The sequence below is a fragment of the Herminiimonas arsenitoxidans genome (assembly GCF_900130075.1).
GTDB classification, from domain to species: domain Bacteria; phylum Pseudomonadota; class Gammaproteobacteria; order Burkholderiales; family Burkholderiaceae_D; genus Oxalicibacterium; species Oxalicibacterium arsenitoxidans.
The window spans coordinates 2,408,508-2,433,820 of the sequence record NZ_LT671418.1; the positions used below are offsets into that span (position 1 = coordinate 2,408,508).

A 25,313-nucleotide genomic window follows, 5' to 3' on the forward strand; every position below is an offset into this window, starting at 1 on the left:
CCATCACCATTTCCCGAGTCGATAGATAAATCGTAACGAGCGGCATCAGTAAAGCCGAGTAAAAAATTTATTCATGCGCTGCGTGCCAACCACCACCCAGTGCTTTGACTAGACGTACGGTATTGAGCAAGCGCTGTCCATGCAACTGCACTTCCTGACGACGATAGTTGAGGAAGGTTTGCTGCGCAATCACCACTTCCAGATTCGTCGTGATTCCATGCTGATAGCGATCCATCGATAAACCGAGAGAACGATCTGCACTATCGGCTGCAATCTTGGCTGAGCCTGCTGCACGTTCCAATGCTACGTCGCCACTCAAACCATCTTGCACTTCCTGGAATGCCGTCAGCACACTTTGCCTATAAGTAGCGACCGATTGCTGATAACCCGCTTTCGCAAAATCAACATTGGCGCTGATGCGACCACCATCAAAAATATTCTGTGATGCACTCACGCCGATTGCCCACAACAATGCTGGCGCACTGAACAGATTGCTGAGTTGATTCGCATCGCTGCCCACCAATCCAGACAAACCCAGCGATGGGAAGAATGCGCTGCGTGCCAAACCGATTTGCGCATTGGCCGCAGCCATCGCGCGTTCAGCAGCAGCGATGTCGGGACGACGTTCCAGCAAGGCTGCTGGTGCCGTCAATGGAATCTTAGGCACTACAACCAATTTCAAATTGACTGGCAAATTGAAATCTGGTGCCGGCACACCGACTAGTGTTGCAATCGCGGTTTGATAACGCGCACGCTGATCTTCCAGCAAGGTCAGTTGCGTTTGTGTCGCCGCAGTCAATCCTTGTTGTTGATTCAAATCCAGACCAGATACCGCGCCTAACTCATGCAAGGTGCTAATGTAATTGAGCGCCTTGGTTTGCGCACCCAGCGTTTGTTGCAGCAAATCGATTTCACTATCGCTCTGACGCAAAGCCAGATAATCGGCAGCCAGTTCCGCCGTCAGAATGAGGCGCGTATTTTCAAAATCAGTTTGCGCTTGTTCCGCACTGGCGCTTGCACCTTCGGCCTGTCTACGCACACGTCCGAACAAATCCAGTTCGTAATTGACGTTGAAGCTGGCGTTGAAGTCGTTCTGAATGATGGATACGTTCTGCGTCGCAGGATTCGTCAACGGCCTATCGGCTGAGGTGCGATTACGCGTTGTACCGGCCTGCACACCCACTTTAGGGAAGAAAGCACTATTGGCGACATTGGCTTGTGCACGCGCCTGATCGACACGCGCTTGCGCGATGACCATGGTCTGACCATTCTTCAGCGCCTGGTCCTGCAAGGCATTCAATTCAGGATCGCTGAAAACTTCCCACCACGCGCCCTTCAATTCGCCATCGCGTGGATTACCGGCTTGCCAACCTGGCTCGGCCTTCCATGCTTGCGCAATCGGTGCATCCGGTTTTTTATAATCGGGACCGACTGCACAACCACCCAAGGCCAACAGCGTCAGCAGTAATGCAGAAGCAGGGGCACGACGCAGCATCACGATGCTTTCCCCTTGGGTGCAGTATTGCCGCTTGCAGGCTTGGCGTCCTTCGGCACGATCACGCTGACCGCATCGCCTTCGCTCAAGGAATCGGATGGATTGATGATCAATTTATCCTGCGCTTTTACACCACTAGCCAACTCGACATCCACACCCAATTCGCGACCTATCACGACCGGCTGCAAATGCACCTTGCCATCGTTAACAATTGCCACGCGCGTTCCTTCCGGACGGAACAGCAAGGCATTGCTCGGTATCGTCAATGCTCCGGTGCCACTGCCGTTCGCTTTGACAGCAACTTGTACATACGCGCCGGGCAACAGCTCGCCGTTAGGGTTAGGCAAATCGACGACAACTTGCAAAGTGCGTGTCAGCGTATCGATTGCACCGGCAGTACGTGCAATACTGCCTTCAAACACCTTGCCTGGAATTTCAGTCAAGGTGATACCAACCTTGTCGCCAGTCTTGATCTGTGTGGAATAACCTTGCGGCACGTAGATATGAACGCGCAAGGGATCGCTTTTCGCCATCGTGAACAATACGCGGGCACCACCACCGGCATCGATCAAGGTACCAATATCGATATTGCGGCGCGTGACGATACCATCGAATGGTGCGATGACGCGGCTATAACCAAGCTGATCTTGCAAGCGCTGTACCGTCGCCTTGGCAGAATTATCTGCCGCAACGGCAACGGCAAGAGTATTACGCTTCTCATCCAGATCCTGTTGCGATACCGCATCGCGTTTGCGCAAGGCATCCCAACGTTCGAAGGTGCTCTTCGCCAATTGCAGATTGGTGACGGCTTGTGCCTGTGTGGCTTTCGCTTCGTTCAATTGCTGCGCCACTTCCGGCGTATCAATCAGCGCCAGCAAATCGCCACGCTTGACCGGATCACCGATGTCCTTGACCCAACGTGTGACGTAACCATTGGTGCGTGCGTAGATCGGTGCTTCGATGGCGCCTTGCAAGGTACCAGGCAAACGTAACAGATTATCTGCAGCAGCGTCACGCGGATTCACTACTGTCACGTAGCGCATCGCTTGCTGCTTGGAGACATCCGCCAACTCACTCGCCTTGGCGAAACGCAAGCCAATGACGATGGCCGCACCGATGATGAGCACACAAACGATCAGTAAAGCAAATTTCTGCACGCGACCGAGCAAGCGCAGGCGATGGATACCGCGCGCAGCTCCGTGTGCCTGCAAACCCTGGATGCCAATATTGGCGTGGCGTTCTTCAGTCATATCAGTTCTTTCCTTCGAGTACGGCAGTGTGGGGCGGCGGCAAACCTTTTTTGGCTGCACGCTGCGCCAGGAATTGATGAACGCCGGCAAATACCAGCGGTACAAAGAATAAAGTGGATACAGTCGCGAACAGCAAACCACCGATAGTGGCGCGACCCAGCGGTGCATTCTGTTCGCCACCTTCACCGAAGCCGAGCGCCATCGGCAACATACCGATAATCATCGCCAGCGCCGTCATCAAGACCGGACGCAAACGCGTCGCACCGGCTTCCAGTGCTGCCGACAATGGCGGCTCACCCGCGAGCAAACGCTGCCGCGCAAATGACACCATCAAAATACTATTCGCCGTCGCTACACCCACCGTCATGATCGCACCCGTAAGCGCCGGCACACTCAGTGTAGTACCGGTGAGGAAAAGCATCCATGCAATACCGGCCAATGCACCCGGTAGTGCAGTAATGATGATGAACGGATCTATCCACGACTGGAAGTTGACCACGATCAGCAGATATACCAACACGATCGCCATCGCCAAACCTATGGCCAGACCGACGAAGGAAGACTTCATTGTTTCCACCTGACCGCGCATCGTGATCTTCGAACCTTTAGGCAATTGTGCGCGTATCGGCTCTATCGCTTTCTCTACATCTTTCGCAACCGAGCCAAGATCGCGACCGTTGACGCTGACGTACAAGTCGATCACCGGTTCAATGTTGTAACGTGAGATGACGGCTTGTTCACGACCAGATGAGACATCCACCAGATTACTCAGCAATTGCGTCTGCGCGTTTGCGCCGCCGGCACTGACCGGTATCTGCATCAGTGCATCGATGGAATCGATTTTGTACTGTGGCGTCTGCACACTGATGCTGTATGGAATGCCGTTATTCGGATTGAGCCAGAACGACGGTGCCGTCTGCGAACTGCCGGATAACGGGATCAAGACATTCTGTGCGACATTGCTCGCGCTCAATCCCATCTGCTGCAAGCGGCTTCTATCCATCATCAACTTCATCGTTGGTTGATCGATACGCTGCTGTATGTGTACATCCACTGCACCAGGGATCTGCTTCACGGCATTCTGCAATTGCGTGGCGAGGCGATAATTTTCCTTGATGTTGTTACCGGCGAATTGCACATCGATCGCCGCCGGCAAACCAAAGTTGAGGATCTGCGTCACCACATCAGCCGGCTGGAAGAAAAATTCTATGCCAGGGAAACGCGCCGGCAACTCTGCACGCAATTGCTCGACGTACTTGTTCGTCGGCGCATGGTCTTTCTTCAGCGCGATCTGGATTTCGCCATCGAGCGTACCTATCGTGCCGGCATTGCTGTACGACAGATTTATACCGCTATACGGCAAACCAAGATTGTCGAGTATGGTTTCCAATTCATTGGCTGGAATTTTTTCACGTATCACGGCTTCGATCTGATCAGCCAGACGCGCCGTCTCTTCTATCCGTGTACCAGTCGGCGCGCGGAAATGCAGACGGATCAAACCGGCATCCACGCTCGGGAAGAAATCCTGTCCCAAGGTGAAATAAAGGCCGCTCGACAATACGGTAAATCCAAGAAAAATCGAAGCGTAAAAGCGACGACGTGGCAGCAATGCACTGAGCACCAGAATATAACCGCGGCGCATACGCTCGAAACGCGCATCGAAACTTTTGTACGTACGTTGCAGCAAACTCGGCTTGCCGGTTTGTTGTGCATCCGCATCCGGACCAGTGCCATGCGATTTACGCATGAACAGGATGACCAAAGTCGGGATCAAGGTACGCGACAGTATGTAAGACGCAATCATCGCGAACATCACCGCTTCCGCCAGCGGCACGAACAAGTAGCGTGCCACGCCTGTAAGGAAGAACATCGGCACGAACACGATACAGATACACAGCGTTGCTACCAGCGTCGGGATCGCGATCTCGCCGGCACCTTCCAGCACCGCCGTTTCCAGATCGTGGCCTAGATGCAGATAACGTTCGATATTCTCGATCGTCACCGTTGCATCATCGACCAAGATCCCGACCGCAAGCGCAAGGCCACCCAGCGTCATGATGTTGATCGTCTCGCCCAGTGCATGCAAAGCAAGAATGGACGACAGCACTGACAAAGGAATCGAAATCGCAATGATGCAAGTCGTGCGCCAGTTACCGAGGAAGAGCAAAATCATCGCTGCCGTCAAACAAGCTGCAATCAAACCTTCATGCATCACGCCACTGATCGCCGCCTTAACGAAGACCGATTGATCGAACAGCGCCGTCACTTTCACATCATCAGGCAAACCCGGAATGATGTCGGCCAATGCAGCGCGCACGTTATCGACAATCGCCAGCGTGGAAGCGCCACCATTCTTCAGCAGCGACAACAGCACGCCGCGCTGACCGTCCTGTCGCGCGATATTGGTTTGCGGTGTAAAGCCGTCGCGCACATGCGCCACTTCACCCAAATACGTGGTGGCGCCATTCAGAGTGCGCACCGGCAAATCGTTCAATTCATCGAGCGCACGCGGTGAACCGTTCATGCTGACGGTAAATTCTGTCGAGCCAAACTTGGCGGTGCCGCCCGGCAAAATCAAATTCTGCGTATTAATGGCATTGACAACATCAATCGGTGACAAACCCTTGGATTGCAAAGCCTGCGCATCCAGATCAACCGAAACGACACGGCTTTTGCCGCCATAAGGATAAGGAATTGCGACGCCGGGTATCGTTACCAACTTGGTCCGTACCGCATTCAAGGCGAGATCGAACAAACCCTGTTCCGACATCGTCGGGCTGGACAAACCGAGCTGCATGACTGGAATACTGGAAGCGGAATACTTGATGACCAGAGGCGGCGTAATGCCAGGCGGCATTTGACGCAAAATTGCTTGTGATACCGAACCCACCTGCGCAATCGCAGTCTGGATATTCGCGTTCGGTTGGAAGAAGACCTTGATCACGGCCACGCCGGCCAACGTTTGCGATTCAATATGTTCGATGTCGTTGACGGTCGTCGTCAACACGCGTTCATTAATACCGGTGATGCGCTGCCCCATCTCCTGTGCGGACAAACCGTTGTAATTCCAGATGATGCTGATGACCGGGATGTCGATATCCGGAAGAATATCGGTCGCCATGCGTGTCAATGCAATCGGCGTCGCCAGAAAAATCAGCAGCGCCATCACAAGGAAGGTATACGGTCGCCGCAAGGCGATTTTGACTATCCACATCGAGTAATTTCCGTTCTTGTATTAGATACAACAGAGGCAGTACCACCGAGAGCCGCATCCTCGTTAGGCAAAACAGCGAGCGCTTTGAATAAAAAGCCCGCAAGTTAATGAATATACCGTGCCATCCATGTCTTGTTGCTTACCGGGAAATGACAAATTTGTCAGTTTTCTCCGGTTCGTGCATCAGCAATGACGAGGCAGCGATTCTACGCTCTTGGCGGCAAAATATTTCTATAAAGAAAGCTTCTTTGCATAAGCAGCCTTTACCGATATCACTCAGACAGAAAGCGGAAAATACTGAAGCCAAACAACAAAAGCCATCGCATAAAACGATGGCTAGAACAAACATGAAGAAGTTAGCTGCGCTGAATCTGCTCAGCCTGCAAACCCATTGCTAGCCCAAGCAGAATTCGGACCTAGTGTGCCAAACGTGACTCCGACTTCCTCGACATCCCCGGCCACACAATCAACCACAGGACGACAGCCAGTGCCATTGCCAACATCACGACACCAGCGGTAAATGACGCCGCAATTTGATGTGCCAGCGAACTTGCCGCAGACAACTCGCTGGAACCTGCCGCCGCAAACACCACAACGAGGATGGCTAGCCCAAACGAGCCACCCAATTGATGCGCCACATTCACCAGCCCCGATGCCGCGCCAGCATCTGCTGCAGAAACACCCGCGATACCGGCAACAGTCAACGGACTGAGTGCGCCACCTTGACCGATACCAATCAAAATCATGGGTAGAGCGACGCCGGTTAAATAGGATGTATGCACCGATACTTGACTGAGCCAAGCCATACCGATCAATGACACAGCCAATCCGCCGGCAAGAACACGTCCATTGCCAAATCGTCTAATCAACATCGGTACCGCCATTGCTGCTGCGAAATTAGGCAAGGTCGTTGGCAGAAAAGCCAAGCCAGCTTCAAACGGGCTAAATCCCAGCACGCCTTGCATGAACTGCGTCGTAAAAAACCAGAAGCCGACCATCGCACCAAGGAAGAGAACGCGCGCCGCATAAGCCCCAGTTCGTTCACGACTGGCGAACAAGCGCAACGGCATGATCGGATGTTGCACCCGCGACTCGTTCCAGACCAGTAAAACGATAAACAGGACGCCAGTCGTCAAAGCAGCGAGCGTCAACGTATCGTGCCAACCGCTACTAGCCGAACGCACCAAACCATACACCAGCGTGCTCATGCCCAGCGTCGAACTAATCGCACCCAGCAGATCGAACTGTCCTGAGTGACGCTCGGTCTCTTTAATATAGCGTAGCGCACCTAAGATCAAGGCGATGCCGATGGGAAGATTGATAAAGAAGCCGACACGCCAGGACAACCAGTCCGCAATAATGCCACCTAATACCAGGCCGATACTGGCCCCTACACCAGCGGTCGCACCATACAGACTAATCGCACGCGTACGCTGTGGACCTTCCGGGAAGTTGGCCGTCAATAGCGCCAATGTCGACGGTGCAAGTATCGCGGCACCCACACCTTGTATCGCGCGTGCACACAGCAACCATGTAGGCGACTGTGCCAGAGCAATCGCAAGTGATGCTGCGGTGAACAACATCAAGCCGCTCACAAACATGCGACGACGCCCGAGGATATCGCCGGCACGTGCACCCAACAGCAACAAGCCGCCGAAGGAAAGCATATAAGCGTTCTGTATCCACGAAAGCCCGGTCGACGAGAAGCCAAGATCCCGCTGTATCTTCGGCAGTGCTGTGATGACGATAGAAATATCGAGTATGAGCATCAGATAGCTGACGAGAACAATCATCAGCACCATTTCTCGCTGCTTGTTAATTTCAACATCCGTCATCACTTGCTCCCGCTTTCCATTACTCACTGCCGCTAAAATTAGTGCGCCAGATATTCCTGCTCACGCACTTGCCCCTGCCAGTCGGCAGTTTTTCCTTCGAGTTCTTCCTGTATCGCGATATGCGTCATGGCCGTCGTCGCTTGCGCACCATGCCAATGCTCTTCGCCCGGCGCAATCCACACCACATCGCCTGGTCGAATTTCCTGAATGGGACTGCCGCGTTTTTGAACTAGGCCAGCGCCCACAGTGACGATCAGCGTTTGTCCCAGTGGATGCGTATGCCAGGCAGTCCGGGCACCGGGTTCAAAAGTGACGCTGACGCCTAAAGCACGCGCCGGAGCATGTGCAGTGAACAGTGGATCGACACGCACGGTGCCGGTGAAATATTCAACCGGACCTTTGCCGGATGCTTGTGAACCGCTACGTTTGATTTCCATTTTGAGCTTCCTTTGCTTTCTGGCCCACACTATGCGCGGCCAAAGTGATGTTCATGAATACTGTTTGCTTAAGCTTTTAGTGTGGCGATATCGATGACGAAGCGATACTTCACGTCGCTCTTGAGCATGCGTTCATAGGCATCGTTGATCTCTTGCATATTGATCATTTCAATATCGGAGGTGATGTTGTGCTTGCCGCAGAAATCCAGCATCTCCTGCGTTTCTGCAATGCCACCTATCAAGGAGCCAGCCACTGCTTTGCGTCCCATGATCATCGGAACGGTATTGAGCATGGGATCAAGCTCGCCTAAGTAGCCAACCAAAACCAGCGTGCCGTTAATGGCCAGCGTTGTGACGTAGGGATTAAGGTCGTGCACATAAGGCACGGTATCGATGATCAAGTCGAACTTGCCGTGAACCGCAGCCATTTGCGCGTCATCGCTGGACAGCACAATATGCTTAGCACCCAGACGAGTGGCGTCGTCTTCCTTGCCTTTTGAACGCGTGAATAAAGTGACGTCAGCACCCAGTGCGCTTGCCAGTTTTAATGCCATGTGGCCCAAGCCACCCAAGCCGATGATGGCGACTTTGCTGTTCTTGCCGACCTTCCAGTGACGCAAAGGCGACCAGGTCGTAATCCCGGCGCACAGCAGTGGCGCGGCGCCAGCCAAGTCGAGGCCATCCGGCACTTTCAATACAAATTTATCCGACACCACGATCTTCTCGGAATAACCACCGTAAGTAGGCGTGTGGTCGTGCTTGTCGTGAGCGTTATAGGTCACGATAGGAAATTCAACGCAGTACTGTTCATGTCCTTGTTTGCAAGGATCGCAATGCTGGCAAGAATCCACCATGCAACCGACGCCCACATGGTCGCCAGCTTTGAAGCGCGTGACAGCTTTACCCACGCTCAATACACGGCCTATGATTTCGTGTCCCGGCACCAGCGGATACATGCTGTTGCCCCAATCATTGCGCGCACTATGCAAATCCGAGTGACACACACCGCAGTAAAGAATCTCGATGGCAACGTCATCTGCACGCAGATCACGACGATCAAAACGGAAGGGGGCTAAAGCTTCCTGCGCGGACTGTGCCGCATAACCCAGAACGTTCATAGTCATGTTTTCCTCATCTCCAAAAATTGGTTGATCCGGATATCACTGGCCTCATACAACTAAGACGCCTTTGATTACTAACCATACTGTAACGGGAAAGCTTTATCTTGATTAGAGCCTATAATCAGCATAGGTTAATGAATTAAACTCATCAATGGCACGCGAAAACTTCAACGATCTGCAAGCTTTCCTGGTGGTAGCCCGCGAAGGAAGCTTTACCAGAGCGGCCGCACAACTCGGCGTTTCTCAATCTGCGTTGAGTCACACCATCCGTGGGCTGGAGACACGAATGGGACTGCGACTGCTAACCCGCACCACGCGGAGCGTTTCTCCCACCGAGGCAGGAGAACGGTTGCTATTGAATATAGGACCGCGCTTCGAAGAAATCGAGGCAGAACTCGCCGCCTTGAGCGAACTGCGGGACAAACCTGCCGGCACCATACGCATCACGACGGCCGAACACGCTGCGAACCATATTATTTGGCCCAAGCTGTCCAAGCTCCTGGCGGACTACCCAGACATCAAGGTCGAAATCAATCTCGACTATGGAATGACTAACATCGTCGCGCAACGATTCGATGCAGGCGTGCGTCTTGGCGATCAGGTAGAAAAAGATATGATCGCCGTACGCATCAGTCCGGAACTACGCATGGCCGTGGTTGGCGCGCCGTCTTACTTCGCGCAACGTGCAGCACCGAAGACGCCACAAGAACTGGCCGCACATAGTTGCATCAATCTACGCTTGCCTACTCACGACAGCCTGCTGGTGTGGGAGTTTGAAAAAAACAATCTGCCCTTGAAAGCGCATGTGGATGGCCAGTGGGTATTCAACACAGGAACCGCCATCATGAAAGCAGCCTTGGCCGGATTTGGCCTGGCTTATCTGCCGGAAGATATGGTGGAGCCCTACGTTGCCAGCGGTGAACTTGCTTATGTCCTCCAAGACTGGTGCCCGACTTTTCCCGCCTATCACCTTTACTATCCAAGCCGCCGACAAGCGTCACCGGCATTCAGACTTCTAGTTGATGCCTTGCGCTATCAGGAATAATCAAGCGTCCGATCACGACCACGGACGAAATCCGGCATCTGAAAAATGCCAAAAATTGCATCGCAGACATCTTCTCCAGCCACCTCTTTCTTACAAGACGTCGGCCACCGACAACACCCATACAGAAACCTGCAAATCCGCTATCCGATTGGTGTAATCTGCAAATAGTGCGGAGCCGGTGAGGCCGCACACAAAATAAAAAATAGATTCAAACAGACATAGACAGTCAGCGCTATCGCGATGACTTTGGAGGAGACATGAAGAAGTTAGCTTGCACCTTGCTGGTGTTGAGTCTGGCCGCCTGCGGGCAAGCCGTCGAGACAAAAACGGCAGCGATGACAGAAACACAAAACAGCTTCAGCAAGGAAGCTGCGTTTGAATTAACGCCAGAACAATTTGCCACTGCATTCAACGCTGCCGCGCGCGCTTACGGCCAAGCGTTCAGAATCAACAAAGTAGATGTGCAACACGGCTCCGCCCACGATTACTTTCAGCAAACATTCTCCAGCGGGATATCGCTGACCGCCGCTGTCTCCAAGGAAACCGGACACGTCACCAGCGTCACGGCCTTGGTCGCAGAAGATAACTCGCAAGCCGATAGCCGTAGCAATGTATTGGCAATATCGGAAGTTGTCGCCGCTACAGTCAATCCAAAACTGAGTCAAAACAAAAGTACCGAACTCGTCACTGACATGATGAAGGAAGTCGCCAGCAGCAGCGATACCAGTAAATTCCCGCAACGCTTCGTCAACAATGTGCGCTACGTTTTACGCAATGGCAGTGGGATTGGTTATTGGTGGATTGCCAATCCAGTCTGATGTCTGACCGCTATATTCAACGCACAAATAAAAAGGCTTCCTGAGGAAGCCTTTTTGCAAGAAGCCGGGGATACCGCACAAAGCCTAGCGACTTTCGTGTTGCACACCAATATCGATGACGCCATAAGCATCGACACCTGAACTACTGTTCGGCGTACGCGCATATCCGCCACATCCACCAAGAACTAACAGGGCGGGTAACAATAGAACCAAGCCTATTCTGAAATATTTTTGAGATTGTTTCATTGCACTCACTGTATCAACTTGATCGCTCAGAATGAGCGACATCAAGTTATACGACAACAGTCACAGCAAATCATTCCCCACATGATCAATCATCATGTCAGAGTCTATTGTTTAACGAACCACACAATCAACCGCATTGGATTTTGGCGTCGTACTGCTTCCCGTAACCGAAGGAGGTAGGCTAAATGCCGGGGGCGGCAAGAACAGCAGACTAGGATTTTTTGGCACGAGAATAGGAGGCTGCATCGGGTTGGGAGTATAACCAAACTGACCAGCGGCAAAACTCTGTATGCCGGCCTTATTCGCCACATTAATCAAACCATCGATCACTGATACATACAAACCCGGCGGCAGTGGCGGCGTTGAACCAGTAGCGGTCGGCCTCAGCCCTGTGGGCAAAGGTATATTGATTTGCGCCAGCAGCAAAGGTTGAATCGCTGAGGGCATAGGCATATCGCTGCGCGTAACTTGCATGGAAAGATCCAGCGCTGCCGTACTCGCCAACAAGTAAGCTTCACGCGCTGCAGCAACTGCTTCCTCATTCGGCTTCACATATTGCACGACGACATTCGCCGCCTGCATGCTGATGTTCGCCGATGGCGTCACCATCTGCACGCTATCCTTGCTACGCTTGCCAAGCAAACCCGCATTCGAACGTACACCGCCTTGCACCAGAGTGAACGCAATACTGTCAGCCGATGGCTTGGCAGCGTCATACGAAAACTTATCGATCGTCAACACGGTATCCGGTTGCAGAATCAGCGCACTGCCATCGCTGAATTTGATTTGTGCGTAACTTTTGCCTTGGGTCGACAAAGTATCGCCGGGTTCAACCGCCGACTTCATGCCCAATACGCGCACGCTGCCATTTGCCTTCTTCGCCAGCAAAGGACCACTCAGGTGCGTGACCATACCGACTCCTGCCGCCTGAACCACTGTTGCTGTACACAAGACTGCCAGCAACAGCACAGACTTAATTGCAATACAGTTTTTTAGCTGGTTCATTTTTGGTTCCACTCTTGTCATTGGAGGCAACTTCTTTGGTGTCGGGCTTTTTGTCATCGGACTTTTTATCATCTGGTGTGGATGAACTTGCGGACGCTGACGATCCCGATCCACCTGATGAACCATCGCCTTGCTTCTTCGTATCGAGGAAAGCCACCTGATCGAAATCAGTCTTAGGCGTGGATTGAGTCACCGCCCTGATAATTTCATTGCTTGCCTGTTGTACCGGTTTGACTGGTTCACTGGCGGTTGGCGGTGAGAGGACTTGGCACAAGGCCGAGTTAGGGGCGATGGTGCAGATGTCCGGCGATGGCGGCTTAACCAGCGCTTGCGTAATGGAGTCTCGGATCGTCAAAGGTCCGCCTGTCGGCTGATCTGCACTGATGCGAACCAGGCCGGTTCCTCTCGCCTGGCCGCCGCTATCGTTGGCCGACAAAACGATGGCTCCGCCGTTCGTCCTGATTGGTGCAATGACAATGATGTCGTTGCCCGCCTGTGCCGTAAGTCCCACACCTGCCGCCGTAATATCAATTGCTTGTGTAAAAGTGATGTCGTTCCGTGCCTGCAAAGTTACATTAGCAGTCGCTGCAGAGATGACTGACGCATTAATGAAGGATGTATCACTACCGCCAGGCGAGGGATTGGAAAAAGCAGCGACGTCATTCAGCGTGACACTATCGCCCACCGAAACACGAATGTTCTCTGGATCGAGCAACCACTGACCGCTTTTTCCTTTCGCTGCACCGGCATTCACACGTATCCCTGCCACATCCAGATGTTGTAGTCCCGATGTTTCAATAAAGCCACCATTACCCCACGCCGCACCACCACGTGCAAATATAGAGCCGTAAGCCTGCGCAGTCTGGTTACCCCAGACGACGACCTTGCCGCCATTACCTTGCGCAATCGCATCTGCCTTGATAGTCGCATCCTTGCCGACAAAGACTTGCTCAGCATTCATCACCGTAGCATTCTTGCCCTGGTAATCGCCGCCTATCAATGCGGTACCACCACCAGTCTGCCCACTCACATCAACCAGCGCATCGCCCATCAAACCGACCTTTTCACCGAGCACCTGCACTTCACCGCCGGTACCTGCACCAGTTGCTGTCGTCGTACTACCCGCTTCCAACAACGTCGTGCCGCTTGCCTTCAAGATGATCTTGCCGTTCTCTCCGACCACTGCGCTATTCGCATTGAGCTTGCCGCGCTGATTGATCAAGGCACCATAAATACCGATCTTGCCGCCTTGCGCAATGATTTCGCCCAGGTTCAATGCCTTGTCAGTTGGTGCAGACACGACGACCTGCATATCCGGATTACTGGAATCCGCCAATTGCACACTACGTCCAGCAGCCAGCACCACATCACCTTTAGGCGAAGTGATGATGCCGCTATTAGTAACATCCGGCGCGATCAGATACACCTGTCCACCGGATGGTGTGGTGATCGCGCCGAGATTACTCACAGCACCGGCAACATCACCCGCGGTGAATTTGTTTTTACCAGCGAGGAAGTCACTATTCGAAATCGCCAGCGTCGATGCAACCAGACCAGCCACATTCACTTGCGAACCAGCGCCAAACATGATGCCGTTCGGATTGATCAGGAAGACGCGACCATTCGATTCCAGCGCACCCATGATGCGGCTCGGGTCTTGACCGGTAATGCGGTTCAACACACTGCTACTGCTGTTTTGCTGGAGGAAACGCACCATCTCGCCCGCATTGATCGAGAAGCTGGCCCAGTTGATGATCGCGCTCGGGCTGTTCGTAATCGTAAAAACATTGCCATTCTGCGAGAAGGTCACCTGCCCATTCACTACCGTCGGATTAGCAGGACTCGCTACAGCACTACCGATACCGGCTACGCCCAGACACGCTGCCAGCACAGGCGGCAAGAAGGCGCAACGGATAGACCAGACCAACGTTGCTGATTTTTTCAAAGCCATATTCATAGAATTCTTCATCATGGCACCTTAGAAAGACAAGGCAAGACGAGCGTGGACACGGTTGTCACCGCTGCGGGTAACTGTCATCGCTGAATCGCGCAACACATGGGCCACATCGACCTGGAAGTTCACGTCATTGGCTAACTGCAAGCGTAGACCCAAGCCGACGCTATTGATAGAAATGCTTGTGAATTCACCCGGCAATGCATGGTTACGTGTCAGATAGGCATGATCGTAAAAAGCCAATGCTCGACATTGCCATTTACTGCTACCGCACAGTGGCGCGGTATACACCTCAAAATTACCGGTGATACCTGAATCGTTCGCTACTTCACGCTCCAGGAAGCCACGTACCGAACTAGCGCCACCCGCACCGAACTGTTCACCCGGAATCAAGGCATCCTTGGTGTATTGGCCATTGATGATGGCACGCGCCAACCATTCGGCCGGCAACGCCTGTGTCAGGCTCGCACCAACGCGTACCGCGGTGTAATTCGCTTTCGCATCGAAGCGCACTTTATCGAAATCGCTTTGGCGACCGTTCGTGCCGCCGGCAATGTTATGCAGCAAGGTGGTGACAAAGCTGGCCGAACCGTTCGCCAATGCCCAATCGCCCTGATAGCCGATGCTGAGTGGACGTACCGTAATATCGGCACCCAGCTCGACGCCGAGCAGCTGCATGCTGTTCTTGTATTCCTTCAGGTCGATGCCGTACAAAATCTTTGATTCGTAATTACCTACGGTCGCCAGGTTCTGGTTATAGCGTGCGCCGTACATCGAACCTTTACCACTCACCGCCACATCGAAAATACCTGCGGTCACCGTACCTGCATTCACATCCGAATAACTCGCATAAAAATCCATCGAGTCACCGAGCGCATACAGCGGTATGTGATAACCGACGCCATATACACCAACGCGGCTAGGCTCTTCCAGCGTAGTCGTGTACTGCAAGCTCATCACATGATCGAGGCCGAACATATTGGCGTTCTGCAGTACGACACCGGCGCGGGTGCGGCCGGTTGACGGTGTGCCGGTATTGTCCAGATTGACCGTCGTGCGCCAAATCGACTCATCAACAACTGCCAACGTCGCCTCGACTTCATCGTCCTCCGCACCGGACTTCATGCGCATCGTGACCTTCTTGGCCGGATTCTCATTGGCCAGCTTCAGGCTCTTGGACACCGCTTTCAGATCAGGCGTTTGTCCTTCATGCAAGGCAGGCAAGGAACGACGGATATTGGCATCATCGAAATGGCTGTTGCCTTCGATGACGACATTACCGATTTTAGTTTGTACGACATTCAGCACTACAGTACCGTGATCAAGTTCCTGCTCTGGTAGATCGATGCGCACCAGTTGATAACCGCGCGCATGGTAAGCCGCCTCCACCGCTTCCAACGCACCTATCACATCGGCAAAATCGCGATGCTTGCCTATAAAAGGTGCGACCAATTGATCAACTGTCTGCGTAGACAACAGCGTGTTACCGCGAACGTCAAAGCGATTGATATCGAAGTGAGGGGAAGTGTTGCCAGCATCGGCTGCGCAAGACACAGCACTGACGGTTGCTAGCAATGCGCCGGCAAACAAAGATATAAAACGGGATTTCATCGATTCGCCCTTGGGCAGCGTAGTTATTATGATTTTTAGGCCAGCGCTGCGCATCAGAAAGCAGGCGTGCCGTGGATCACAAGTCTACCGATTTGTATTTCCAACAAGGAAAATTTCTAAAGGGAATCACACAGAATGAGGTTAGAACGCGACAACTCAGCGACGTTTTAACGGAAAGCTGAGATTGCTCATGAAAAATAGAAGAAGGATTCTTTTTACAAATAAATTAATACTGGAACTCTGTCCTCAAATTGGATTTTGATGAAATTTGACACAATAAAAAGAGGGGGAGAAATTGGTCTTCTCCCCCTCTTTTTCAACAAGTCATATCAACAACCGTGAATTAACTAAAATTAATGTAGTAAATCCGTACAGCCTAAGTTAATTTTTACGAGCGATTCCAATCTCGTTAGCCGCTAGTTGAGGAATAGTAGTAATTTTTTGCTGGAATTCGAAAATTTCTGCAATCACCGCATGAATATGATGATTACTATCAATTCCAATCCAAGTTGTCGGCGAACCCATTTCCCGAGAGTTAGGAAGACTGCACTCCATAATTTGCGCATCTCCCCAACTGAATCCCGCCCCCATATAATGTTGTGACGCAACTAAACGCTGAGCTAAAGTTTGATTTTGTTTTCCGAGCGGACTTAAATGTTTGGAACGCCCCCTAACAATAAAGAACTGGTTGTTGATTGTGTACCGTATCTTCGCATTATTGTATTGCGTAATAATACCGTCAGCAGCATTAGCACTTCTTACCGCATAATCACCAAAAATAATATTCTTATCGTTTCTAGATGCAAAAATTGCTTTCCAAGCCATCATCTCGATTCTAGGTATACATCCTGTTGTATCAGGTTTACTCACAGCTTCATTTATAGATGAAGCCATCGAACTTCCAGCTAAGATAACTGACGTGAATCCCAAGGCACGGACATTATCAATCGCTAGCTCAGCAGTTGCCAGCACATCCGGCACAGCAGATTTTGCGACATTTCCTAGATCAACGAGTATGTAGCAATTGCTTGGCACGATGTCGAGAGTTGACATGATTTCATCCAAGCGCTCTTTGAAATAGGGAAAATCTCCCATATCCTCAAGAGCTTCTGCCTCCAACCGAATGCAAAGCTTTATCGGATAAGTAAGACGAATATTCTTTAATGCAAGACTATATTCATGATCGTCCCAACGATCATAAGAAACCACGGGATGAGCAATGACTCCTTCAGCTCGCAACTGCGTGAATGCAAATTCGAGAACATGAATCCCACTTTCCGTACGAGCATTCGGTTTCCATTTCATGATGTCCATGAATGCTTCGCGCCCCGACCAAACTTTACCCGTTTTAACTGCAGTCTTCGCTATCGCTGCCTCTATCGGCGCGCCATCCTTTGGTTTCGGAATCTCAAAGACGGGGAGAATCTGCTCAGTACTACTTTTCGACAATTTCGCAAGAGCAGAGAACTCCCCTAATTTTGCGGCCAATATTGGAACATATAAGACACCCATGCTAAACCTCAGACTCAGTTAAGTTGAAATGCTTGCGAACTTGGTAATGCCCAATTAAATCATTGAAAAGTGTGTAATTTTCACGCTCTTTTCTTATCCTACCGGCAATAATGGCCGGATGAATTCGAAGTTCTCTTGAGAGCTTATCTATGGATTCTGCACTAGGATAAAGATATGCATCACTACGTTTCCATGCAACCCTCGGTATTAACGCTTCTTTAGCTATCCTATTCGCCTCTACCTCTCTACGATCCTCTGATGAAGAGTCCAAATTATCAAGAAATGTTTCATCATGGTCTACGTGTTTCCAGAGATGAGCCACCTCATGTAATAACGTAAACCAAAAATTGTCGATTCGGTCAAACCTTAACGTTAGTCCAATAATTGGGATTCCATCTACATCTTTTAATGCAGCACCATCCAATAATGTCCCCTTCAGCGCGGGTTCAATTACAACAGCAATTCCTCGCTTCTCCAAAAACTCTACTGCTATAGACGGTCCTTGTTCAGACCAACTTAACTGCGCTAACTCTCGAAAAAAACCCGTTGAAAAAACATTTTTGTCAAATTTTCCAAGATTGTTTTTCTTTTCTCTAGCCTTCTGAATAACCCGCGCCAACCAAGCGTACAACGCATATCTGGTTGCCGGTGAATACGCATCTCCATTTACTGTCCGTCGAAAAGCTGCGCTACCAAATTCAATACCCGTGTTCGCAATAAAACCATGCACGAGTTCTTCTGTTGATTGCACAGCCTTATTAGCAAACTTCTCTAGCCACCCCCTAGCTACCATTTCCTTGATGGGAAAACTGCCCCAGTCCACATCATCTTTTTTCGTCGAGGCCCCATCTTGGAGATCAATGCCTATTAGCGTCTCTGCCGTTATTCCAAGGCCCAATGAAATAGCCCGAATCATGTTTACAGTAAGCGGACGCTTTCTACTTAAAACCTCCGACACTCGACTTCTAGTTCCAAAGTAGGGAACTAGATCTGCTTGCTTTAATCCTTGCTCTTGCATTCTAAAAAGAATTGCATCAATAGGATCCGGTGCTTCAATCGGATATTTTTGATTCTCATAAGCTTCAACAAGAACAGAAAGCAATTCCAATCGCTCCGATTCCAGGCTACCTGGTTTCGGGGATAGAGAAATTAATCTCTGCATCTCCTTTAAATACTCTTGATGCTGCTCTTCAGAGCGTATAACTTTGGCTTCCATTGATATCATCAATTTATGTATTTCAGGTCGGTTATCACCGCTACAGATAACGGATACATCATGGCTACTTCAATGTATTGCGTGTGCGGCCCTACTCGGAATTGAAAAATCGTTTCAGCCACACATTTAGCCTGGGGAAATTGCTGACGAACATCGTTAGCATGCTTCCAGTTTGCGTGTGACATTTCCGACATCCAACTAACAAGCCACTTATCGATCTGTTCATCCAGTCCGAACAATGCTTGCAGTCGATTCCTTCCAAGTAGTTTCATAAATTCAAAAATTCACGATATGGGAACAAGATATCAGCAGAGTTAAATGAAGTCAAGTTCCCAAAACGGGAATACATGGCTTTATTTTACTGTATAAAAACACAGTACTCAATTCTTTTTTTGACAGGTTTCACTTTAAAAGTTATGGAAATAGCCATATCTTTCAAGAGATACACAAATAAAAAGCCAACTAATAAAGTTGGCTTTTTATTTGATCACGGCATAATTTTAAATATCAATATTCCCAGCAGACAGCGCATTCAACTCAATAAACGCACGACGTGGTTCCACGTCATCGCCCATCAGCGTTGTGAAAATCTGATCCGCTGCGATCGCATCTTCGATCTGCACTTTTAACAAGCGGCGCACGGTTGGGTCCATGGTTGTTTCCCACAGTTGCGATGGGTTCATCTCGCCCAGACCTTTGTAGCGTTGCTTGCCGACGTTGCGTTCTGCTTCGCTGCGCAGCCAGTTCATTGCTTGATGGAAGTCGTTGATGCCGATGGTTTTGGCTTTCTCTCCCACGCCACGTTGCACCATTGCACCTGCGCCGATCAAACCTTTAAAGGTTGCAGCAGCTGCGGCGAGCACGGTGTAGTCCGCGCCAGTGACGAAGTCGCTGTCGATGCTGCTAGCTTTGACGTTGCCGTGGTACATGCGGTTGATACGCAAAGTGTGTTTGCCGGACAATTCATCCGACTTCACAGTCACGGTCACCGATGGTTCGTTGATGCCTTGTTGCAAACGCTGCGCCGAATCTTCCGCTGCGGCTACCGAGCTCAGATCCAGCGTGACGCCAGTCATGATGGCGGTGAGGGCAGCACCATCAACGGCACGGGTCAGACGATTGATAATGGCATTGGCTGTGTTGTATTGACGTACCAGTTCGGCCAACGCATCGCCGCTGATAGGCGCTGCGCCTTCAGACGGAATCAATGCCGCATCGTTCAATGCGATCTGCATCATGTAGACGGCTTCTTCCACGTCATCTTTCAGATAACGTTCATCCTTGCCGTGCTTGACCTTGTACAGCGGCGGTTGCGCGATGTAGACGTGGCCGCGCTCGACCAGTTGCGGCATCTGGCGATACAGCAGGGTGAGCAGCAGGGTGCGGATGTGGGCGCCGTCGACGTCAGCATCGGTCATGATGATGATGCGGTGATAACGCAGCTTTTCGATATTGAATTCGTCCGCGCCGATACTCGTACCTAACGTGGCGATCAATGTGGTGATCTGTTCGCTGGCGAGCATTTTTTCAAAGCGCGCTTTTTCAACGTTCAAGACTTTACCGCGCAATGGCAGAATCGCCTGGAACTTACGGTCGCGACCTTGCTTGGCGGAGCCGCCCGCGGAGTCACCTTCGACTACGTAGAGTTCGCACAGGGCGGGATCTTTTTCCTGGCAGTCGGCCAGCTTGGCGGAGAGGCCGAGGCCGTCCATCACGCCTTTACGACGGGTGAGGTCGCGCGCTTTACGCGCTGCTTCGCGCGCACGTGCTGCTTCCACGATCTTGCCGCAAATGATCTTGGCGTCGTTTGGTTTTTCTTGCAGGTAGTCGCTCAATGTTTTGGCAACGATCTCTTCAACTGGACCGCGCACTTCGCTCGACACCAGTTTGTCTTTAGTCTGCGAGCTGAATTTTGGTTCAGGCACTTTGACTGACAAGACGCAAGTCAGACCTTCTCGCATATCGTCGCCGGTGACTTCAACTTTCGCTTTCTTGGCGAACTCGTGTTCTTCAATGTATTTGTTGATGACGCGCGTCATCGCAGCGCGCAGGCCGGTCAGATGAGTGCCGCCATCGCGTTGTGGAATGTTGTTGGTGAAGCAGAGCACTTGTTCGTTGTAAGCGTCGTTCCATTGCATGGAGACGTCAACGGTGATGTTGGTGTTTTGATCGGACAAACGTTCGCCAGTTGCCTGGAAAATCGTTGGGTGCAAAACGCTCTTGGCTTTGTTGATGTACTCAACGAAGCCGCGGGTGCCGCCTTCGAACGCAAAAATTTCTTCCTTACCGGTGCGTTGATCGCTCAACTTGATGTTGACGCCGTTATTCAAGAAGGACAGTTCGCGGATGCGCTTGGCCAGAATGTCGTAGTGGAATTCGACATTGTTGAAAATTTCTTCATCGGCCCAGAAGTGGACTTCCGTACCACGCTTGTCGGTATCGCCTACGACCTTGATCGGCGAGACGACCATGCCATCGATCGTTTCGATCTGGCGATTCTGCGGTACGCCACGGACGAATTCCATCTCATGCTTTTTGCCATCGCGACGAATCGTCAACTTCAACAGTTTGGATAAACCATTGACGCAAGACACACCAACGCCGTGCAAACCACCGGAGACTTTGTATGAGTTTTGATCGAACTTGCCACCTGCGTGCAATTCGGTCATGACGATTTCTGCCGCACTGCGTTTAGGCTCGTGCTTGTCGTCCCACTTGATGCCAGTCGGAATACCGCGACCGTTATCGGTGATGGAGATGGAGTTATCGGAATGGATGGTGACATGGATCTCGGTGCAATGACCGGCCAGCGATTCATCGATGGAGTTATCCAACACTTCGAACACGCAGTGATGCAAGCCGGTACCGTCCGACGTATCGCCAATGTACATACCTGGGCGCTTGCGCACTGCCTCCAGCCCTTCGAGGATCTGGATGGAAGACGCACCGTATTGAGCGGATTGCGACTGCGGGGTGTTGTCGTTAGGGATCGCGGACATGGCTACCTTTAAAAAACGGTTACTAAGTCATTGCCGACAGTGGGAGCTTTAGCCTTCTCTCGTCACCGCGCGGTGATCGAGAAGAGAAAAAGCGGAAGGCGGGTTTGAATACCTGGCGGTTACTCAAAGAGGCTGACCTATCCGGCTTTTTCCTGGAAGGAAAAGAGCGGGCTTGCGCGGACTACCGCGCTGGCTGGCTTGACCTCACACATGCTTGCAAATAACTTAACTACAAAAAATTGCTGTAAAACAAGCTACAAATCAGTGCTACTACTGCAAAGCTGAACTACCTTTATCTCATAAGAAAACAAAGGTAGCAATCATGCTTTGCGTCACTTTCTTAGATGGGGGCAAACCGCTGTTTTTAAAGCGATTTATCCCCTTTTCTGACTCTTATTTTGAGGCTTAAATACGCATCGGCATGACGACGTATTTAAAGTCAGGATTATCCGGCACGGTGATCAGTGCGGATGAATTGGCGTCGCCGAGGGCGATGTTGATATTGTCGCCTTTCAGGTTGTTCAATACGTCCAGCAAATAGGTCACGTTGAAGCCGATATCGACGCTATCTCCACCGTAATCGATTTCGATTTCTTCGACTGCTTCTTCCTGATCGGCATTGGTCGAACTGATCTTCATGCTGCCCGGGCTCATGATGCAACGCACACCTTTGAACTTGTCGGACGTCATGATCGCAGCGCGCTGCAGCGAACGCAGCAATGCATCGCGGCCAATCGTGAAGTTGTTCTTGTAACCCTTAGGGACGACGCGGGTGTAATCCGGGAACTTGCCTTCGACCAATTTCGAAATCAGTTCGATATCGCCGAACGTGAGCTTGACTTGGTTGTTGGCGATTTCCAGATCGACAGGCTGATCGGTATCTTCCAGCAGGCGTTGCAATTCGATGATGGTTTTGCGCGGGATGATGACTTCCTGACGCGCGAACTCCTGATCGGTTTCAACCTGGCAGAAAGCCAGACGGTGACCGTCGGTTGCGACTGCAATCACGTTCTTGCCATCGACGACCAGCAACAAACCGTTGAGGTAATAACGGATGTCTTGCTGCGCCATCGAGAAATGCACCATGTTAAAAAGGTGCTTCAATGTTTTTTGCGGCAGCGTGACTTTGGCGTTGTATTGCTCAGCTTGTGCAACGGTAGGGAATTCTTCCGCAGCCAAAGTTTGCAAAGCAAAACGCGACTTGCCCGATTGCACGGTCATGCGTTTGTTAGCCAGCGTCAGCGATACATCGCCGGAGTCCGGCAGTGCGCGCAAAATGTCGAGCAATTTACGTGCAGCGACCGTGGTCGATGCGATGTCGTTGCCACTGCCGACTTGTGCGTGCGTGGTGATTTGCACTTCGATGTCGGTCGACAGGAATGAGACTCTCTCGCCATCCTTGCGTATGAGGATATTGGCCAGAATCGGCAATGTGTGCCGACGCTCGACAATACCACTCACGATCTGCAGCGGACGTAGCAGCGCGTCTCGTTGGGTTTTGACCAATTGCATAGTTAGATCCTTATCGATAGTTAAACGAATGCGGTATTCAGTGAAACAAATGCCTGATGCGCACAACCTGCAACTTACTTATTTATATAGATGCGGGTCAACTTGATGCCACCCAGTATTCTTTTTGGCCGTCATCCCGTTCATGCCTATATAAAAGGGCAAAGTAGGGTGCGGCATTTTTAACTGAACAGCACTGGTAACGACACCCCGTATTTTGACAGAAACCCTCGTCTAAAAGCCGGTTTGACGCGATTTTGTCCCGCTTCTTACTTATTCACCTGTTATCAACCGCTTATCCCAAGGATATCCACAAAGTTATCCACAGGACGATAGGCAGCAGCGATTTACCCATCAACCTTTTAAGGTTTGTTCTAAAACGTGTAACTCGTGATTGCATTCCGGGCTCTTGCCCCGGTCCGCCGCAATCTTGCGTACCGCGTGCAACACCGTCGTATGGTCACGTCCGCCAAACAACTCGCCGATTTCCGGCAAGCTCTTTTGCGTTAATTCTTTGGCAAGATACATCGCTATCTGGCGTGGTCTGGCAATATTCGCAGGGCGTTTTTTGGAATACATATCCGCCACTTTGATATTGAAAAAGTCCGCCACCGTCTTTTGAATGTTCTCTACCGAGATCTGGCGGTTCTGTACCGACAACAAATCTTTTAGTGCATCCTTGACAACTTCAATCGTGATGTCCTTCCCATGAAAACGGGAGTAAGCAAGAATCTTGCGCAGAGCGCCTTCCAGCTCACGGACGTTGGATCGTAAATGTTTGGCAACGAAAAATGCCACGTCATCGGAGAAGGTCACACCTTCTTGCACCGCTTTTTTGAGCAAAATGGCAACGCGCATTTCCAGCTCAGGCGGCTCTACTGCGACCGTCAAACCCGAGTCGAAACGTGAAATCAGGCGATCATCCATGCCGGTGATTTCTTTCGGATAGGTGTCGCTGGTGATGATGATTTGCTTCTTGGCAGCGATCAACGCTTCAAAGGCGTAGAAGAATTCTTCCTGCGTGCGGCTCTTGCCACCAAAGAATTGGATGTCGTCAATCAGCAACAAATCGAGCGAATGGTAATAGCGCTTGAAGTCGTCAAAACCCTTACGTTGGTAAGCAGTCACTACGTCTCTAACGTACTGTTCTGCGTGGATGTAGCGGATTTTGACGTTAGGATTGTCGGCCAGAACCTGATTGCCGATGGCGTGTATCAAATGGGTTTTACCCAAACCAACGCCGCCATATAAGAACAGCGGGTTGTAGGAACTGCCCGGATTATTGGCGACCTGGATCGCTGCGGCGCGTGCCAATTGGTTGGCTTTACCGGTAACGAAACTGTCAAATGTCAGTGCTGTATTAATACGGCTTTGGTCGCGGCGCGGGGTTTGCTCAGCAGCGCTGGACGGAATAGGTTCCAGCACATTGGACGGCACTTCGTCCGATTGCGGTGAGGCAACGCTGCTGGTTTGCGCGGCCGGCTTCTTGGGCGAATTGAGGCGAGGGTCGAGTACGAACTGAACGTCTACCGGCATGTCCCAAAACTGTGCAGCGATGCTCGTGATGCGGCTGGCGAATTGGGTTTTGACCCAATCCAGCTTGAAACGATTCGGCGCGGCAATCCGCAACGTGCCATCCTCGTAATCGAGCGGCGCGAGTGGTTTGATCCACGCACTATATTGTTGAGGCGTCAACTCCTGCTCCAACTGGGCGGAGCAGGTCTGCCAGAAATTTTCCATGAATCTTCTACGTGAATTTGTTCGAGGGTAATGCTGCGGCGGCCATGGGTGGTCTATTTATATGCCGGTCGGCGCGCCACATGTTGCAGCTATTCTACCCTTGCTGAGCAAAGTTATCCACAGGCTGGACGCTTATTTCAATAAGTACTAATTCAGCAAAAGTATGCTAAGTGATTGACAGGGAAGCAGAAAATGCTGTCTAATTCAGGGTTCACTACCCAGGATGTTGGTAAGTTGTGTTGTCGCCAGTCAGGCATCAGCATGCACCAGCTGCCCAGAAATTTGGCGACGGGCGCGTGATGTTCC

At 51.3% G+C, this 25,313-nt stretch carries 18 protein-coding genes; 2 read left to right on the top strand and 16 right to left on the bottom strand.

Annotation, left to right across the window (positions count from 1 at the left end; translation table 11 throughout):
• Positions 1-67: 67 nt before the first annotated feature.
• From BQ6873_RS11390 to BQ6873_RS11420, 6 genes are all read right to left on the bottom strand, one after another.
• Entirely contained in the window at positions 68-1,495 is a 1,428-nt protein-coding gene (locus tag BQ6873_RS11390; protein WP_076592748.1) for an efflux transporter outer membrane subunit, read from the bottom strand.
• On the bottom strand, positions 1,495-2,745 hold the full coding sequence (locus BQ6873_RS11395) for an efflux RND transporter periplasmic adaptor subunit (protein ID WP_083664453.1): 1,251 nt from the start codon (positions 2,743-2,745) through the stop codon (positions 1,495-1,497). The genes BQ6873_RS11390 and BQ6873_RS11395 overlap by 1 nt, the downstream gene beginning before the upstream one ends.
• Before the next feature lies 1 nt (position 2,746).
• A complete protein-coding gene (locus BQ6873_RS11400) occupies positions 2,747-5,959 on the bottom strand; it encodes an efflux RND transporter permease subunit (RefSeq protein ID WP_076592750.1) in 3,213 nt (1,070 codons plus the stop codon).
• Positions 5,960-6,375: 416 nt separating this feature from the next.
• Positions 6,376-7,794: an MFS transporter gene (locus tag BQ6873_RS11410; protein ID WP_076592752.1), complete on the bottom strand. Its 1,419-nt coding sequence runs from the start codon at positions 7,792-7,794 to the stop codon at positions 6,376-6,378.
• A gap of 38 nt (positions 7,795-7,832) precedes the next feature.
• A complete protein-coding gene (locus BQ6873_RS11415) occupies positions 7,833-8,231 on the bottom strand; it encodes a (R)-mandelonitrile lyase (RefSeq protein ID WP_076592753.1) in 399 nt (132 codons plus the stop codon).
• A 68-nt stretch (positions 8,232-8,299) separates the two neighbouring features.
• Positions 8,300-9,349 carry an NAD(P)-dependent alcohol dehydrogenase gene (locus tag BQ6873_RS11420; protein WP_197685202.1) on the bottom strand — a complete coding sequence of 350 codons (1,050 nt, stop codon included), beginning with the start codon at positions 9,347-9,349 and terminating at the stop codon, positions 8,300-8,302.
• 154 nt (positions 9,350-9,503) lie between these two features.
• Here BQ6873_RS11420 and BQ6873_RS11425 point away from each other — a divergent pair, with 154 nt between their 5' ends.
• Positions 9,504-10,397 carry a LysR family transcriptional regulator gene (locus BQ6873_RS11425; protein WP_076592755.1) on the top strand — a complete coding sequence of 298 codons (894 nt, stop codon included), beginning with the start codon at positions 9,504-9,506 and terminating at the stop codon, positions 10,395-10,397.
• Between the two features lie 257 nt (positions 10,398-10,654).
• Positions 10,655-11,215, top strand: a complete 561-nt coding sequence (locus BQ6873_RS11430; RefSeq protein ID WP_076592756.1) for a hypothetical protein — start codon at positions 10,655-10,657, stop codon at positions 11,213-11,215.
• Positions 11,216-11,299: 84 nt separating this feature from the next.
• Here BQ6873_RS11430 and BQ6873_RS18050 read toward each other — a convergent pair whose 3' ends face one another.
• From BQ6873_RS18050 to dnaA, 10 genes are all read right to left on the bottom strand, one after another.
• Positions 11,300-11,461 carry a hypothetical protein gene (locus tag BQ6873_RS18050; protein WP_157889157.1) on the bottom strand — a complete coding sequence of 54 codons (162 nt, stop codon included), beginning with the start codon at positions 11,459-11,461 and terminating at the stop codon, positions 11,300-11,302.
• A gap of 111 nt (positions 11,462-11,572) precedes the next feature.
• Positions 11,573-12,466, bottom strand: coding sequence for a FecR family protein (locus BQ6873_RS11435; RefSeq protein WP_076592757.1), 894 nt, complete (start codon positions 12,464-12,466; stop codon positions 11,573-11,575).
• Positions 12,435-14,435 (bottom strand): two-partner secretion domain-containing protein, encoded by a 2,001-nt coding sequence (locus tag BQ6873_RS11440; protein ID WP_231949325.1) that lies wholly within the window; start codon positions 14,433-14,435, stop codon positions 12,435-12,437. The genes BQ6873_RS11435 and BQ6873_RS11440 overlap by 32 nt, the downstream gene beginning before the upstream one ends.
• Positions 14,436-14,444: 9 nt before the next feature.
• Positions 14,445-16,031 carry a ShlB/FhaC/HecB family hemolysin secretion/activation protein gene (locus tag BQ6873_RS11445; RefSeq protein WP_076592759.1) on the bottom strand — a complete coding sequence of 529 codons (1,587 nt, stop codon included), beginning with the start codon at positions 16,029-16,031 and terminating at the stop codon, positions 14,445-14,447.
• Between the two features lie 381 nt (positions 16,032-16,412).
• Complete coding sequence (locus BQ6873_RS11450; RefSeq protein ID WP_076592760.1) at positions 16,413-17,543, bottom strand: beta family protein; 1,131 nt, start codon at positions 17,541-17,543, stop codon at positions 16,413-16,415.
• A gap of 1 nt (position 17,544) precedes the next feature.
• Positions 17,545-18,759: an ImmA/IrrE family metallo-endopeptidase gene (locus BQ6873_RS11455; protein ID WP_076594088.1), complete on the bottom strand. Its 1,215-nt coding sequence runs from the start codon at positions 18,757-18,759 to the stop codon at positions 17,545-17,547.
• Between the two features lie 8 nt (positions 18,760-18,767).
• On the bottom strand, positions 18,768-19,031 hold the full coding sequence (locus BQ6873_RS18450) for a type II toxin-antitoxin system HigB family toxin (protein ID WP_076592761.1): 264 nt from the start codon (positions 19,029-19,031) through the stop codon (positions 18,768-18,770).
• Between the two features lie 228 nt (positions 19,032-19,259).
• On the bottom strand, positions 19,260-21,758 hold the full coding sequence (gene gyrB, locus BQ6873_RS11465; protein WP_076592762.1) for a DNA topoisomerase (ATP-hydrolyzing) subunit B: 2,499 nt from the start codon (positions 21,756-21,758) through the stop codon (positions 19,260-19,262).
• Between the two features lie 405 nt (positions 21,759-22,163).
• Entirely contained in the window at positions 22,164-23,270 is a 1,107-nt protein-coding gene (gene dnaN, locus BQ6873_RS11470) for a DNA polymerase III subunit beta (protein WP_076592763.1), read from the bottom strand.
• Positions 23,271-23,621: 351 nt separating this feature from the next.
• A complete protein-coding gene (gene dnaA / locus BQ6873_RS11475) occupies positions 23,622-25,007 on the bottom strand; it encodes a chromosomal replication initiator protein DnaA (protein WP_076592764.1) in 1,386 nt (461 codons plus the stop codon).
• Positions 25,008-25,313: the final 306 nt, after the last annotated feature.

Coding starts and splice junctions, on each gene's coding strand:
- gyrB (WP_076592762.1), bottom strand. CDS start 21,758: ATGTCCGCGATCCCTAACGACAACACCCCGCAGTCGCAATCCGCTCAA.
- BQ6873_RS11395 (WP_083664453.1), bottom strand. CDS start 2,745: ATGACTGAAGAACGCCACGCCAATATTGGCATCCAGGGTTTGCAGGCA.
- BQ6873_RS11425 (WP_076592755.1), top strand. CDS start 9,504: ATGGCACGCGAAAACTTCAACGATCTGCAAGCTTTCCTGGTGGTAGCC.
- BQ6873_RS18050 (WP_157889157.1), bottom strand. CDS start 11,461: ATGAAACAATCTCAAAAATATTTCAGAATAGGCTTGGTTCTATTGTTA.
- BQ6873_RS11440 (WP_231949325.1), bottom strand. CDS start 14,435: ATGAAGAATTCTATGAATATGGCTTTGAAAAAATCAGCAACGTTGGTC.
- BQ6873_RS18450 (WP_076592761.1), bottom strand. CDS start 19,031: ATGAAACTACTTGGAAGGAATCGACTGCAAGCATTGTTCGGACTGGAT.
- BQ6873_RS11445 (WP_076592759.1), bottom strand. CDS start 16,031: ATGAAATCCCGTTTTATATCTTTGTTTGCCGGCGCATTGCTAGCAACC.
- BQ6873_RS11420 (WP_197685202.1), bottom strand. CDS start 9,349: ATGAACGTTCTGGGTTATGCGGCACAGTCCGCGCAGGAAGCTTTAGCC.
- BQ6873_RS11410 (WP_076592752.1), bottom strand. CDS start 7,794: ATGACGGATGTTGAAATTAACAAGCAGCGAGAAATGGTGCTGATGATT.
- BQ6873_RS11435 (WP_076592757.1), bottom strand. CDS start 12,466: ATGAACCAGCTAAAAAACTGTATTGCAATTAAGTCTGTGCTGTTGCTG.
- BQ6873_RS11400 (WP_076592750.1), bottom strand. CDS start 5,959: ATGTGGATAGTCAAAATCGCCTTGCGGCGACCGTATACCTTCCTTGTG.
- dnaN (WP_076592763.1), bottom strand. CDS start 23,270: ATGCAATTGGTCAAAACCCAACGAGACGCGCTGCTACGTCCGCTGCAG.
- BQ6873_RS11430 (WP_076592756.1), top strand. CDS start 10,655: ATGAAGAAGTTAGCTTGCACCTTGCTGGTGTTGAGTCTGGCCGCCTGC.
- BQ6873_RS11415 (WP_076592753.1), bottom strand. CDS start 8,231: ATGGAAATCAAACGTAGCGGTTCACAAGCATCCGGCAAAGGTCCGGTT.
- BQ6873_RS11450 (WP_076592760.1), bottom strand. CDS start 17,543: ATGGGTGTCTTATATGTTCCAATATTGGCCGCAAAATTAGGGGAGTTC.
- dnaA (WP_076592764.1), bottom strand. CDS start 25,007: ATGGAAAATTTCTGGCAGACCTGCTCCGCCCAGTTGGAGCAGGAGTTG.
- BQ6873_RS11455 (WP_076594088.1), bottom strand. CDS start 18,759: ATGGAAGCCAAAGTTATACGCTCTGAAGAGCAGCATCAAGAGTATTTA.
- BQ6873_RS11390 (WP_076592748.1), bottom strand. CDS start 1,495: ATGCTGCGTCGTGCCCCTGCTTCTGCATTACTGCTGACGCTGTTGGCC.